General features: G+C 68.3%; 13 protein-coding genes. 1 reads left to right on the forward strand and 12 read right to left on the reverse strand.

Annotated elements, in window-relative coordinates; genetic code table 11:
* Positions 1–10 precede the first annotated feature (10 nt).
* From coxB to H610_RS0118880, 10 genes are all read right to left on the reverse strand, one after another.
* The gene (coxB, locus tag H610_RS0118835) at positions 11–1,144 is read right to left on the reverse strand and encodes a cytochrome c oxidase subunit II (protein ID WP_028241102.1); all 1,134 of its coding nucleotides are present in this window, start codon (positions 1,142–1,144) and stop codon (positions 11–13) included.
* Between the two features lie 264 nt (positions 1,145–1,408).
* A complete protein-coding gene (locus tag H610_RS0118840; protein ID WP_408055007.1) occupies positions 1,409–1,648 on the reverse strand; it encodes a hypothetical protein in 240 nt (79 codons plus the stop codon).
* Between the two features lie 125 nt (positions 1,649–1,773).
* A complete protein-coding gene (locus tag H610_RS0118845) occupies positions 1,774–3,357 on the reverse strand; it encodes a gamma-glutamyltransferase family protein (RefSeq protein WP_028241104.1) in 1,584 nt (527 codons plus the stop codon).
* A 10-nt stretch (positions 3,358–3,367) separates the two neighbouring features.
* Entirely contained in the window at positions 3,368–4,204 is an 837-nt protein-coding gene (locus tag H610_RS0118850; protein ID WP_028241105.1) for a sulfite exporter TauE/SafE family protein, read from the reverse strand.
* Between the two features lie 26 nt (positions 4,205–4,230).
* Positions 4,231–5,556 (reverse strand): TRAP transporter large permease, encoded by a 1,326-nt coding sequence (locus H610_RS0118855; RefSeq protein ID WP_028241106.1) that lies wholly within the window; start codon positions 5,554–5,556, stop codon positions 4,231–4,233.
* Complete coding sequence (locus H610_RS0118860; RefSeq protein ID WP_028241107.1) at positions 5,553–6,074, reverse strand: TRAP transporter small permease subunit; 522 nt, start codon at positions 6,072–6,074, stop codon at positions 5,553–5,555. The genes H610_RS0118855 and H610_RS0118860 overlap by 4 nt, the downstream gene beginning before the upstream one ends.
* The gene (locus H610_RS0118865; RefSeq protein WP_028241108.1) at positions 6,071–7,171 is read right to left on the reverse strand and encodes a TRAP transporter substrate-binding protein; all 1,101 of its coding nucleotides are present in this window, start codon (positions 7,169–7,171) and stop codon (positions 6,071–6,073) included. The genes H610_RS0118860 and H610_RS0118865 overlap by 4 nt, the downstream gene beginning before the upstream one ends.
* Before the next feature lie 379 nt (positions 7,172–7,550).
* Complete coding sequence (locus H610_RS0118870; protein ID WP_028241109.1) at positions 7,551–7,997, reverse strand: Lrp/AsnC family transcriptional regulator; 447 nt, start codon at positions 7,995–7,997, stop codon at positions 7,551–7,553.
* A gap of 63 nt (positions 7,998–8,060) precedes the next feature.
* Positions 8,061–8,786, reverse strand: coding sequence for a carbonic anhydrase (locus H610_RS0118875; protein WP_028241110.1), 726 nt, complete (start codon positions 8,784–8,786; stop codon positions 8,061–8,063).
* Between the two features lie 573 nt (positions 8,787–9,359).
* Entirely contained in the window at positions 9,360–10,424 is a 1,065-nt protein-coding gene (locus H610_RS0118880) for a PA0069 family radical SAM protein (RefSeq protein ID WP_028241111.1), read from the reverse strand.
* 237 nt (positions 10,425–10,661) lie between these two features.
* On the opposite strand from H610_RS0118880, the gene H610_RS0118885 reads away from it, so the two are divergent.
* Positions 10,662–11,732, forward strand: a complete 1,071-nt coding sequence (locus H610_RS0118885; RefSeq protein WP_028241112.1) for an acyltransferase family protein — start codon at positions 10,662–10,664, stop codon at positions 11,730–11,732.
* Between the two features lie 51 nt (positions 11,733–11,783).
* On the opposite strand, the gene H610_RS0118890 is transcribed toward H610_RS0118885, so the two are convergent.
* Positions 11,784–12,110, reverse strand: coding sequence for a four-helix bundle copper-binding protein (locus H610_RS0118890; RefSeq protein WP_028241113.1), 327 nt, complete (start codon positions 12,108–12,110; stop codon positions 11,784–11,786).
* Between the two features lie 286 nt (positions 12,111–12,396).
* Positions 12,397–13,410: a DUF3658 domain-containing protein gene (locus H610_RS25190; protein ID WP_028241114.1), complete on the reverse strand. Its 1,014-nt coding sequence runs from the start codon at positions 13,408–13,410 to the stop codon at positions 12,397–12,399.

The raw sequence follows: 13,410 nt of genomic DNA on the forward strand, positions 1-13,410 counted from the left end.
CGCCTTCCTCTTATTGGGTGGCTTCCTCGGCCTGTTTGTAGGTGAGCACGTCTTTCGGCGTCACCATCTCGCCCAGCTTGTTGCTCCAGGCGTTGCGCTCGTAGGTGATCACCGCGGCGATGTCGACTTCCGACAGCTGCGGGCCGAAAGCCGCCATGGCGGTACCGGGCCGGCCGTGAATGACGACGTCGAGGTGATCGCCGGCCGGGCCGGTGGCGATGTCCGAGCCGTCGAGCGCGGGGAACATCGGCGGCATGCCCTTGCCGTCGGGCTGGTGGCAGGAGGCGCAGTTGGTCTGGTAGACCTGCTCGCCGCGCGCCACCAGTTCCTCGAGCGTCCACTCCTTGCTGGTCAGCTCGGCCAGCTTGGCCGCCTCGGCCTTGCGCTCCTCCATCCAGACGGCGTAGTCCTCGGGCGACTTGACCTCCACCACCACCGGCATGAAGCCGTGGTCCTTGCCGCACAGCTCGGTGCATTGGCCGCGGTAGATGCCGGGCTCCTCGACGCGCGCCCAGGATTCGTTGATGAAGCCGGGGATGGCGTCCTTCTTCACGCCCAGCGCCGGCACCCACCAGGAGTGGATGACGTCGGCGGCGGTGATCAGGAAGCGCACCTTGGCGCCGGCCGGCACCACCAGCGGCTGGTCGACCTCGAGCAGGTAGTGCTCGTCCTTCGGTGCCAGGTTGTTCACCTGGTCGCGCGGGGTGGAGAGGTTGCTGAAGAACTCGACGTCCTCGCCCAGGTACTTGTAGTGCCACTTCCATTGGTAACCGGTGACCTGGATGTCCAGGTCCGATTCGCTCGGGTCGTAGATGTGGATCAGGGTGCGGGTGGCGGGGATCGCCATGCCGATGAGGATGAGCAGCGGGATTACCGTCCAGAGCACTTCCACGCGGGTGTTCTCGTGGAAGTGGGCGGGCTGCTGGCCGGTGGAGCGGCGGTGGATGATCATCGACCAGATCATCACGCCGAACACCAGCACGCCGATGACCACGCAGATCCAGAAGATCGTCATGTGCAGGTCGAAGATCGACCGGCTGACGTCCGTCACGCCGGGCTTCATGTTCACTTCCCAGTCGGCGTGCGCCGCCGGGAATATCGAGCACAGTCCCATGCCCATCCAGGCTCGTGGATGTCGCGACATCGCGGGTCCCCTTATGGTTCTTGTTATCCCGCCGACTGCTTCGAGGCTGTCGCCAGACCGCAGGTCGCCGCCTCGTGCGGCAAAGCCTGCACTGCTCGACAGCCCGATGGTTGCGGCTGGCTACCCCCGACATCCGGTCGCCAGCCTGTGCCTGCACGCACAGTCGGACTCAATCGGTACGCCTTACGCACTGGAGTATAGACAGCGATACGGCACTGGCAATGTCGCGCACCGGGACGGCAAAGGCCCGTTCCTGACAGCCCGCTAGGCCACGTCACCGCTGGGCTCGCGCCCTTTCGAGGGTTCCGCGTGGTCGTTCTTCTTCACCCCGCGGATGTTCATCGCGGCCAGGCAGATCTGCAGCACGATGAGCGCCCAGGCGCCGGCATGCAGGCCCCAGATGACCCACAGCGCATTGCTCAGCAGGAAGCACCAGAAGCCGACCGTCCGGCGCCCCGGGCGCAGCGAGCCGATCAGCCAGGCGGCCAGCACCGTGACCAGCATGGCCGGCCATTGAACCAGGTCGATATAGTCCACGTCCCCTCCAGAGCGCCGGCCGTCCGCAGGGGATTGCGGACGACGGGCCGGCGCTCTGGTTTGGGGCGGGCGGGAAGGGGAATAGTTCCGAGCTAGATGCCGCAGACGCTGCCGTCGCTGCGCGGGTCGGCGGCGCCCTCGAAGACGCCTTCCGGGCGCCGCAGCAGCGCGCCGGCGTGGCCCATGGTGTCGCTGAAGGCCTCGTCGAGTACCTCGACCACGTGTCCGGCCGCGCGCAGCCGCTCGACCAGCGCCGGCTCGAAGCGGTTCTCCAGTTTCAGCGAGGTGCTGACGTCGCCCCAGGTGCGGCCCAGCAGCCAGCGCGGCGCGCTGACTGCGGCCTGCAGGTCGCTGCCCAGCCGGTAGCGGCTGAACACCGCCGCCTGGGTCTGCGGCTGGCCTTCACCGCCCATGGTGCCGTAACTGAGCACCCGGCCGTCGTCGAACAGCGCCAGCGCCGGGTTCAGCGTGTGGAACGGCTTGCGCCCGGGTTCCAGCGCCTGCAGCGCCTTCGGGTCGAGCGAGAAGCTGATGCCGCGGTTCTGCCAGGCCACGCCGGTGGACGGCAGCACCACGCCGGAGCCGAACTCCCAGTACACGCTCTGGATGAAGCTGACGCTGCGGCCCTGGGCATCCATCGCGCCCATCCAGATGGTGTCGCCGGGATTGGTCGGCTGCGGCCAGGGCAGCGCCGCCTGCGGGTCGATCCTGGCGGCCAGCTCGTCGAGCCGCGCCGGGTCGAGGAAGGACTGCGGCTCGGCCGGCAGCCGGCCGGGGTCGGTCACCACCCGGTCGCGGACCAGGAAGGCCTGCTTGGTCGACTCCACCAACCCGTGGATGTGGGCGAAGCCTTCGGCTTCGCCCACGCCGAGGCGCTCGAAGATGCCGAGGATCATCAGCGACGCCAGGCCCTGGGTCGGCGGCGGCATGTTGTAGACGGTGGCGTCGTCCAGCCGCACCTGCAGCGGGGTGACCCGCTGGGCGCGGTAGCCCTGCAGGTCGGCCAGGCGCAGCGGACTGCCGAGGCTCTCCAGCTCGCCCGCCATGCTGCGCGCCAGCTCGCCGCGGTAGAAGTCGTCGAGCCCGGCGGCGGCCAGGCGCTCGAGGGTGCCGGCCAGCGCCGGCTGGCGCATCAGGCTGCCCTCCTCCGGCACCTGCCCGTCGCGCAGGAAAACCTCGGCGAAGCCGGGCACGTCGCGCAGCTCGTGCAGCTTCACTCGCTTGAGGTGAGCCTGGCTGCGCGTCACCACGATGCCGTCGCGGGCGTGGCCGATGGCGTCGGCCAGCAGGCGCGGCAGCGGCAGCGCCGGGCCCCAGGCCGCAGCCGACTCAAGTGCCCGCGCCCAGCCGCCGACGGTGCCGGCCACGGTCAGCGCGGCCAGCGGCCCGCGCGACGGAATCTGTTCATGGCCTGCATAGAACTCGCGGCTGGCCAGGGCCGCGGCCGGACCGCAGGCGTCGATGGCCACCGGGGTCTTGCCCGGCTCGTGGATCAGCCAGAAGCCGTCGCCGCCGATGGCGTTCATGTGCGGGTAGACCACGGCGATGGTGGCAGCCATGGCGACCATCGCCTCGACCGCGTTGCCGCCATCGCGCAGCACGTCGCGGCCGGCCTGCGCGGCCAGGTGGTGCGGGGCGACGGCGATGCCGCCGGTGGCGTAGGTGGTTTTCAGCATGGTCGGGCCCTCAGAGGTCGAATGCGCCCAGCAGCATGCGCGCCGCGGTGATCGCCAGGAACAGGGCGAACAGCCGGCGCAGCAGCTGGGCATTGATGGCGTGGGCAATGCGCGCGCCGAGCGGCGCGGTGAGCATGGTCATCGGCACGATCAGTGCCAGGCCGAGCAGGTTGACGTAGCCCAGCGAGGCCGGCGGACGGGCCGGCACGCCGAGCCCGTTGATCAGGTAGGCGGCGGCGCCGGGCAGGCTGATCACCACGCCGAGCGCGGCGCCGGTGCCGACCGCCATGTGCATCGGCGTGCGGAAGGCGCTGAGCATCGGCACGCTGAGGGTGCCACCGCCGATGCCCATGAGCGTCGACAGGCCGCCGATGAACACGCCGATCAGCCCGGTGCCGAAGCGCCCCGGCAGGCCGTCGCGCAGGCTCAGGCTCTTCGACACCGCCATGTTTAAAGCCACCAGCAGCGCCACCACGGCGAAGATCGCCGCCAGCACCTGGCCGCTGAACACGCCGCTGAGCAGGCTGCCGATCAGCACCCCGACCAGCGCCCCGGGGATCAGCGGCTTGAGCAGCTCGGGGCGCAGCCCGCCGCGCTTGTAGTGCGCCCGCGCGGAGATGATCGAGGTGGGGATGATGGCCGCCAGCGAGGTGCCCACCGCCACGTGCATGCGCACCGACTCGTCGACCCCGAGCAGGGTGAACAGGTGGTAGAGCACCGGCACGATGACGATGCCGCCACCGACGCCGAGCAGCCCGGCCAGCACGCCGGCGATGGCGCCGGTGACCAGCAGGGCGAGGACCAAACCGGCCAGCCAGGCCGGACTGTAGGCAGAGAGAAATTCCATATGCACGACTCTTTCTTGTTGGGGGATTACCAGCCGATGGCCCTGGGCAGCCAGGTGGCCACGGCCGGGAAGCAGAACACCACCGTCACCGCCAGCATCTGCAGCAGCACGAAGGGCAGGGCGCCCAGGTAGATATCACGGGTGGTGATACCGGGCGGCGCGACGCCCTTGAGGAAGAACAGCGCCCAGCCGAACGGCGGCGTGAGGAAGGACATCTGCAGGTTCATCGCCACCAGGATCGCCAGCCAGACCATATCGGTGCCGTAGTTCATGAACACCGGCAGGAACATGGGCAGGGCAATATAGGAGATTTCGATCCACTCCAGAAAGAAGCCCAGTACGAACAGCAGCACCATCAGGAACAGGATCGCACCCAGTTCGCCGCCCGGCAGCAGGTTGAACAGGTCGTGCACCAGCGCCTCGCCGCCGAGGCCGCGGAAGGCCAGGGAGAACGGCTGCGAACAGAGCAGGATGAGGAAGATCATCGCGCTGATGGTCAGGGTGCCGTGCAGGGTTTCCTTGAGCGTCTGCCAGTTCAGCCGGCGCGCGCCGGCGGCCAGCAGCAGGGCGCCGAGCGCGCCCATCGAGGCGGCCTCGGTCGGTGCGGCCAGCCCGCCGATGATCGAACCGAGCACGGCGAACACCAGCGCCAGCGGCGGCAGCACGCTGCGCGCCAGGTCCTTGAGCAGCTGCTTGCCGCTGCTGCCGGCACGCTCCTCGGCCGGGATCGCCGGGACCCAGTGCGGCTTCCACAGGCCGAGCACCAGCATGTAGAGGATGTAGATGCCGGCCAGCACCAGGCTGGGGATGAAGGCCGCGGCGAAGATCGAACCCACCGACTCGCCGAGGATGTCCGACAGCAGGATCAGCACCAGGCTCGGCGGAATGATCTGCCCCAGCGTGCCGGAGGCGCAGATGGTCCCGCAGGCGATGCTCTTGTTGTAGCCGCGGCGCAGCAGCGTCGGCAGGGTGAGCAGGCCGACCGTCACCACGGTGGCGCCGACGATGCCGGTGGAGGCGCCGAGCAGCACGCCGACCAGCACGATGGCCATGCCCATGCCGCCGTTGAGCCCGCCCATCGAGCGGCCGATGGTCTCCAGCATGTCCTCGGCGACCCGCGACTTCTCCAGCATCACCCCCATGAAGGTGAACAGCGGTATCGCCAGCAGCGTGTAGTTGCTGACCACGCCGAACATCCGCGCCGGCAGCAGGCTGAACAGCATCGGCCCGAAGCCGATGAAGCCGGCGACGAAGCCGGACAGCGCCAAGGAAATGGCCACCGGCACGCCGATCATCATCAGCGAGAAAAAGCCGAATACCAGGCCGATCGCCAGCCATTCGTTGGGACTCATGGCCGCACCTCGGTCAGCTTGTCATCGGGTTTCATCAGTTGGGCCAGCGCACGCAGGGTATCGGCGAAACCCTGCAGGCCGAACAGGCCGAAGCCCAGCGGCAGGAAGGCCTTGACCAGGTAGCGGTGCGGCAGCCCGCCGGGGTCCGGCGAGCCTTCGCCGATGGCGTAGGACTGCAGGGTGTAGCCCCAGGCCATCCAGGCGATGTAGAAACCCACGCCGCAGGTGGCCAGGCCGCTGAGCAGGTCGACCGCCGCCTTGGCGCGCACGCCGAAGCGGTCGTAGAGGAAGTCGACCCGCACGTCGGCGCGGTGCTTGAGCGTGTAGGCGATCCCGAGCAGGGCTATCGGCGAGATCAGGTACCACTCGAGTTCCTGCAGCGCCACCGGGCTGAGGTCGAACAGGTAGCGCATCAGCACGTCGAAGGACACCAGCAGGACCAGCAGCAGCAGGCACCCCCTGGCGATCCAGCCGAACGCCTCGACCAGCTGCTCGAGGCGGTTGACCAGGTTCATCATTCGTCGCTCATCCCCACTTGCATGAAGCCGCGCTCGCCGACGTTGGCCCAGGTCAGGTACTGCTTGCGGAAGGCGAAGAAGTGGTCATAGACCTTGCGCGTCGGTGCATCGGCGGCGGCCATCGCGGACAGGGTGTCGGCGGTGACCTCGCGCAGCCGGGCGACGATGTCGTCGGGCAGCGGGCGGGCGGTCACGCCCTGGTTGGTCACCAGGTCCTGCATCGCCTCGGCGTTGACCGCGTCGCACCAGGCCCAGCTTTCCAGCGTGCAGGCCTGGGCGCAGTAGCGGACGATCTCCTGCAGGTCGGCCGGCAGGCTGTCCCAGGCCTTCTTGTTGATGATTAGCTCGGTGACGTTGGTCGGCTCGTGCCAGCCGGTGGTGTAGTAATTCTTGGCCGCCTTGTGCAGGCCCATGCGGCGGTCCTGGTAGGGGCCGACGAACTCGGCGGCGTCGATCACGCCGCGCTCCAGGGCGGGGAAGATCTCGCCGCCGGGCAGCAGGCGCACGGCCACGCCGAGTTCGCTGTAGACCTTGCCGGCCAGGCCGGGGATGCGCATCTTCAGGCCTTTCAGGCTGTCGACGTTTTCCAGCGGCTTGCGGAACCAGCCGGTCATCTGGGTGCCGGTGTTGCCCAGCGGCATCGGCACCAGGCCGTGCGGCTCGTACAGCTCTTCCCACAGCTTCAGGCCGCCGCCGTTGTATAGCCAGGCGTTCATGCCCTGGGTGTTCATGCCGAAGGGCACCGCGGTGAAGAACTGCGCGGCGGGCACCTTGCCGGCCCAGAAGTAGGCGTTGGCCGCGTTCATCTCGACCATGCCGCTGGACACCGCGTCGAAGCCCTCGAGCGCCGGGATCAGCTCGCCGGCGGCGAAGTGCTGGATCTTCAGCCGGCCGTTCGACATCGCCTCGACCCGCTTGCAGAAGTCGGTCGGGCTGCCCGGGCCCTGCACGTAGAAGGGCGAGCCCGGGGCGTAGGCGTTGGTCATCTTCCAGTTGAAAGTCTTGTCGCTGGCGGCCCGGGCGATGGCCGGCGCCCCCAGCACCAGGCCGGCGGCGGCCGCGCCGGCACCGAGGAAATTGCGGCGATTGAAGCTCATCGGAAGTCTCCTGAAGGCAAAGCGTTGCGAACGGCGGGTTGGCTATCGTTTGTAAACTGCTCCAGGGAGCGCATCGCAACCTCCGTGCCATCATCTGCAATGAGGCTAACCGGCTGTAAATACGGGCCTTTCCGGCTTCCTAACGGGCAGGCGCCCAGGCGCGCGCCTGCACAAAAAGCAGGCACGCAGCGGCTCCTGCGGGTGCCGTTTCGGCAGCCAGACGGTGTCTCTCGATACAAGTGGAAGGCTCATTCATCCCGACGCGAATCATCTGCCCACGAATCGGGGCAGCGCCGGACAGATGTCAGCTGTGCACCAAGGCTGAACGCCAGGCACGGATTTAACGCACGCGAGCGCTGGGCGCCGCGGCGGGCGGGGGCTAGAGGCGGGCGCCGCCACGCCTGTGCTTCACCCTCGTCATCAGCGCCTTGCAGTCGACGCTGAGGATCTCCGGGTGGTTGAAAATGTGTTCCCGGACGAAGGCGTCGAAGGATTCGAGGCTGTCGGTGAGGGTGTGGATGTGCAGGCTCTTGAGGTCGCTCATGATGTACAGGCTGACCACTTCGAGAGTCGAGGCCAGGCGCTCGGCGACCGCCTCGATGGCATGCGGGGCGACCGTGAGGTCGACGAAGCTGGACACGCCCTTGCCCAGCTTCTCGGGGTTGACCACGGCGGTGAATTTCTCGATCACGCCGCTCTCGACCAGCGCCTGTACCCGCGCCCGGGCATAGGCGCGGGAGATGTTCAGCTGGCGCGCCATGTCGGCGAAGGAGGTGCGCGAATCCTTGATGAGGATGTTCAGCAAGGCATTGTCGAGTTTGTCCATGACGGCGGCCCGGTGAGGGTGATGCCGGGCCGTCATGCGCGTTCCGTGCCAGTTGCCCCTCGATCAGCGGGTATAACGCGGCCGCGGGGTGGCCATCGGCAGCGGCTGGCCGGCGACGATCGGGCGGAACTCGCCGCTGTCGGCGTCGTAGGCGCGAATCTCGCAGCTCTCGATGTCGTACACCCAGCCGTGGATGAACAGCTGGCCGCTGGCCAGGCGCGACGCCACCGAGGGGTGCGTGCGCAGGTGGTCGAGCTGGGCGACCACGTTCTCCTCGGTGAGCACGCCGAGCATCTCGTGCTCGCTGCCGCAGGCGCAGTTCTCGGCCACCACCGTGCGCGCCACCTCGGCATGCCGCAGCCAGGCCTTGACGGTCGGCATGCGCTCCAGCGAGGCGGGGTTGAGCACGGCCTTCATCGCGCCGCAGTCGGAATGTCCGCAGAGGATGATGTGCTGCACGCCGAGCGCCGACACGGCGAACTCGATGGCGGTGGAGACGCCGCCGTTCATCTGCCCGTAGGGGGGCACCACGTTGCCGACGTTGCGGGTGACGAACAGGTCGCCGGGCGAACTCCCGGTGATCAGCTCGGGGACGATGCGCGAGTCGGCGCAGGTGATGAACATGGCGCGTGGCGACTGCGCCCGGGCCAGCTTCTTGAACAGCGCTTCCTGGCTCGGAAAGATGTCCTGGCGAAAGCGCAGGAAGCCGTCGACGATGTATTGCAGCGCCTCTTCGGCGGATTCCTCGCCGACGGGCGGGGCATCGGGCTGGGACGGATCGAAGGACATGCCGGTTACCTCGTGGTGGGTCTGACGCGGTGGGGTGGCACGAGCACGCGGCGCTTGCCGCGCACCTTCCACCTATGACCGCTGAATGACGTCCGCCTCACGCCGGACGACACATCGGCGCACTTCGAGGTCGAGACCACTCACAGAAGCTCATCGCCCCGAGGTCGGGCCTCCCGCAACAGCAAGTCTCCCCAAGGGGAGAAGGGACAGGCCCGGCACCGTCCTGTACAGGCCCTGTGAAAACGTCGCGAGCGAAGGTCAGGCAAGGCGGAAACAGGCGAAAAGCGCAGTTTACAAGTGGTAAATGAGCATTTTGAGCCTGTTTTCAACGCAGCATGACCGAGCGCAGTAGTTTTCACACAGCCTGTGTAGGAGCAGGCTCTGCCTGCGACCGGGGAAAGCACCGCACCCGCGACACCAACCCCGCCTGCTCTCCCTCAGGAGAGGGCCGGGGTGAGGGCTTGTGTGCACATCGCCCTCATCCGGCCCTGCGGGCCACCTTCTCCCGGTGGGAGAAGGGACAAGCCGGGCGCGGGCCTGGACGCTCGCATGGTCCTGTAGCAGCGGTCCTGTTCAGATCAGCGAAAGCTGCTGCCCCGGCGGGCAGAAGCGGCTGCAGTCCAGCCCGAAGGCCTCGCCGCGCTGGCCGTAGCCATAGCACCTGCAGGCCAGCCTGAAGCGCTGGGCGAGCAGTTCGGCGAACTGGCCCTCGCCCTTCATGCGGCTGCCGAAGCGGCTGTCGTAGGCCTTGCCGCCGCGCGACTGGCGCACCAGGCTCATGACGTGCGCGGCGCGGTCGGGGAAGTGCTCGGCCAGCCAGCTCTCGAACAGCGGCGCCACCTCGTGCGGCAGGCGCAGCAGCACGTAGCCGGCCGAACGGGCGCCGGCGTCGCGCGCCGCCTCGAGCATCCGTTCGAGCTCCATGTCGTTGATCATCGGAATCATTGGCGCGCACATCACGCTGACCGGCACGCCCGCCTCATGCAGGGTGCGCAGGGTGCGCAGGCGCGCCGCCGGCGAGGCCGCGCGCGGCTCCATGACGCGCTTGAGCTCGTCGTCGAGGGTGGTCAGCGAGACCGACACGCTGACCAGCCGCTGCTCGGCCAGCGGCACCAGCAGGTCGAGGTCGCGCAGCACCAGCGAGCTCTTGGTGATGATGTGCAGCGGGTGCTTGAAGCGCAGCAGGATCTCCAGCGCCTGGCGGGTCAGCCGCTGCTCGCGCTCGAGCGGCTGGTAGGCGTCGGTGTTGACCCCCAGCGCCAGCGGCTGCGGCACGTAGCCGGGCTTGCTCAGCTCCGCCTCCAGACGTTCCGCGAGGTTGGTCTTGGCGATCAGCCGGGTCTCGAAGTCGATGCCCGGCGAGAGGTCCCAGTAGGCGTGCGTCGGCCGCGCGAAGCAGTAGATGCAGCCGTGCTCGCAGCCGCGGTAGGGATTCACCGAGCGGTCGAAGCCGACGTCCGGCGACTGGTTGCGGGTCAGCACCGTCTTGGCCTGCTCGGCGCGCACTTCGGTGGCGCGGGTCGGCGGTACTTCCTGTTCCCAGCCGTCGTCGTAGGTCTCGCTGCGGGTCGGGGCGAAGCGGTTGTGCGGGTTCACGGCGGTACCGCGCCCGCGCGGCGTGGAAAGCGGTCGGTTCATGTCGGCGGCCAGGCAATACTGTTCTTTTATACAGTATAGGCTTTGGTCGCCTGCCTCATCCGGGCCCGACGAACGGTCGTAACCAACGGGAATTTTTCGCATTTGCCCGATGACAAAGGGGCGTACTTGAGAGAACCGGTCGACAGGAAGTGGCTGGCGGGGCCGTGACGAACCGCCAAAGCATACCGGGCCTACCCGCCTCGCGAAGCTGCCAGCATCGACTGTAAGGGGATATCCATGCACCCGACCGGCTCTTTTCACACCCGAGAAAACAATTTCGATTTCCTTCGCTTCTTCGCCGCGGCGCTGGTGCTGTTCGCCCACTGCTATCCGCTGGTCGGGCGCAAGATGGACGAACCGCTGACGGTGCTGACCGGCTACGAGAAGGGCGGCGGCATCGCGGTCGGCATCTTCTTCGTCATCAGCGGCTACCTGATCACCGCGTCCTACCTCAACAGCCGCTCGCCGGTGAGCTTCCTGACCAAGCGCGCGCTGCGCATCCTGCCGGCGCTGACCGTCGCGGTGCTGCTGTCGGCCTTCGTCATCGGGCCGATGGTCACCAGCTGGCGGCTGGACAACTACCTGACCTCGGCCAAGACCTGGGAATACCTGAAGAACATCCTGCTGATCACCGAGTACGAGCTGCCGGGGGTGTTCAACCAGAACGTCTACCCCGACGTGGTCAACGGCTCGCTGTGGACGCTGCCGCTGGAAGTGATGATGTACATGGGGGTGCTGGCGCTCGGGCTGGTCGGCTTCCTCAGGCGCGGGCTGATCTTCCTGCCGCTGGCGGTGCTCGCGGTCGGCCATTTCTGGGCGCTGCCGCAGTTCGGCATCGACTCCTTCTTCGTCACCCACATCTTCAAGCTCGGCCTGCTCTACTACAGCGGCGCGGCGCTCTACCTGTACCGCGACGCCATCCCGTGGCGCGGCTGGATCGCCGCATTGCTGTTCGCCTCGCTGCTGCCGACCTTCCACACCTTCATCGGCTCGGTGCTGTACTGCATCGCCCTGCCCTACCTGGTGATCTACCTGGCCTACGCGCCGCTGCCCTGGGTCTCGAAGTTCGGCAAGTACGGCGACTTCTCCTATGGCCTGTACATCTACGCCTTCCCCTTCCAGCAGCTGACCATGTACCTGTTCGGCCACGACACCGGTGTGTTCCAGCTGGCGCTGATCAGCTTCGTGCCGACGCTGCTGCTGGCGGTACTGTCCTGGCACCTGATCGAGGCGCCGGCCATGAAGCTCAAGCGCCTGTTCGCCACTGCGCCGCATCCCGGCCGCGCCGCGCCGAGTGCAGAGCGCTGAGCCTCTGCGGCGCGGACCGGGCCGTGCGGCGGCCGGCCCGCGAGGCCTCCGTCAGGCGGCCATCTTCTCGCATTCCTCGGCGCAGGCCAGACAGGCCTGGGCACAGCGCTGGCAGTGATCGACCTGATGCTTGCCGCACTCCTCGCCGCAGGCCCGGCAGATCTGCGCGCAGACGCGGCACAGCTGGGCGGCGTATTCGCTGCCGCGCGACATGAAGGAAGCGGCCATGCCGCAGATCTGCGCGCAGTCCATGTCCAGCTGAATGCAGCGGGCCATCATCTTCACGTCCTCTTCCTTGAGGCAGGCGGCGGCGCACATGTCGCAGACGTTCGCGCAGTTGCTGCAGGCATCGATGCAGGCCTTGAATTGCTCGTTCATGCAGGGTCCTCCTCGTTGGGTCAGAGACACCCGCCGGTCCGGATGTCGCGCGGCGGGCCTCCAGTCGACCGGGTGGTGACGCAAAGGTTTTGCCGGCTCGTCAGCCTGGCGGCAGGTGCCGGACGTCAACCGGACCGGCCTGCATGGCCCTGCAGGCCGGCTGAGCGGAACGTCGGCCGGCCTCCCTGCGCCCCGGACCTGTAGGAGCAGGCTCTGCCTGCGACTGCGCCCCCGGGGAAAAGGCCACCTTCACCCGGGGGAGAAGGGAAAAGCATGGCGCCGGCTGTCAGCCCCGCCTGACCTCCAGCTCCCGGTAGCCGGCGCGCGGATCGCCGCGCAGGGTCAGCCGGCCCTGCCGGGCCAGTTCGCGGGCGCGCCAGTAGAGGAAGTAGTCGGTGGGGAAGAAGCCGTCGCAGCGCCGCATCACCTCGGCCATCGCCCGGGCGAGCGGGGCGAAGTCGGGGGTGGCGGCCGCCAGCAGCGCGGCGTCGATCGCCGCGGGATCCTCGCCGTGGAAGGTGCCGTCGCGCCAGCGGCGGATCGGCCGGTTGGCGGCACATTGCTCGACCCAGGCCGCGGCGAGGGCAGCCTGACGGTCAGGCTCGACGGCCTGCGGCCGGTACAGCGCAGCCAGCGCGTCGGGGGCATGCATGGATACGGCCTTGCGCCGGGCGACGCGGCTGTCGCCGGTGCCGCAGGCCACCTCGAACAGCGCTACCGGCTGCCCGAGAAGCGCGGCGGCGACGCGGGCCAGCAGCAGCTGTTCGGAGGCGCTGTCGCCGTGCCAGACGGTGATTACAGGCGACCGATCTTCGGTGAGGAATCGTTCGCCGCCAAGCCCGCTGGTACGTAGAGCCGTGCTCGCCTCCCTGGCTGACCGGGCGCGCAATCCTCGGGGATGTGAATGCCGCAAGCCCGTCGGGAACGGGCGCGGCCTCCCACAGGGTCCGGTGCCGCACCGCTTGCTTTTGTGGGAGGCCCGACCTCGGGGCGATGCGCTTGTGGGTGCGGTCTCGACCGCGACGGAGCCCTCGCTCGAACCGTCCGAGGTTGCCAGCGCCGCCAGCCACTCGGCATCGCCAACCAGTTCACCGGAGAAATCCGGACGTTCGCCTGCCTCGTCCGGCCACAGCGCGTCCCAGAAGGCGACCCGCTCGGCGCAGGGCGGCCGCTCGATGTCGGCCAGCGGGCCGACCGCCAGATCGTCGCGCAGCACCCGCACCCGCGCCTGCGGCTCGCGCGCGGCCAGCAGCGCACGCACGCTGTCGCCGGCCAGGTCGCCGCAGGTCAGGTGCCACAT

It is taken from the genome of Stutzerimonas azotifigens DSM 17556 (genome assembly GCF_000425625.1).
Taxonomy (GTDB): Bacteria; Pseudomonadota; Gammaproteobacteria; order Pseudomonadales; family Pseudomonadaceae; genus Stutzerimonas; species Stutzerimonas azotifigens.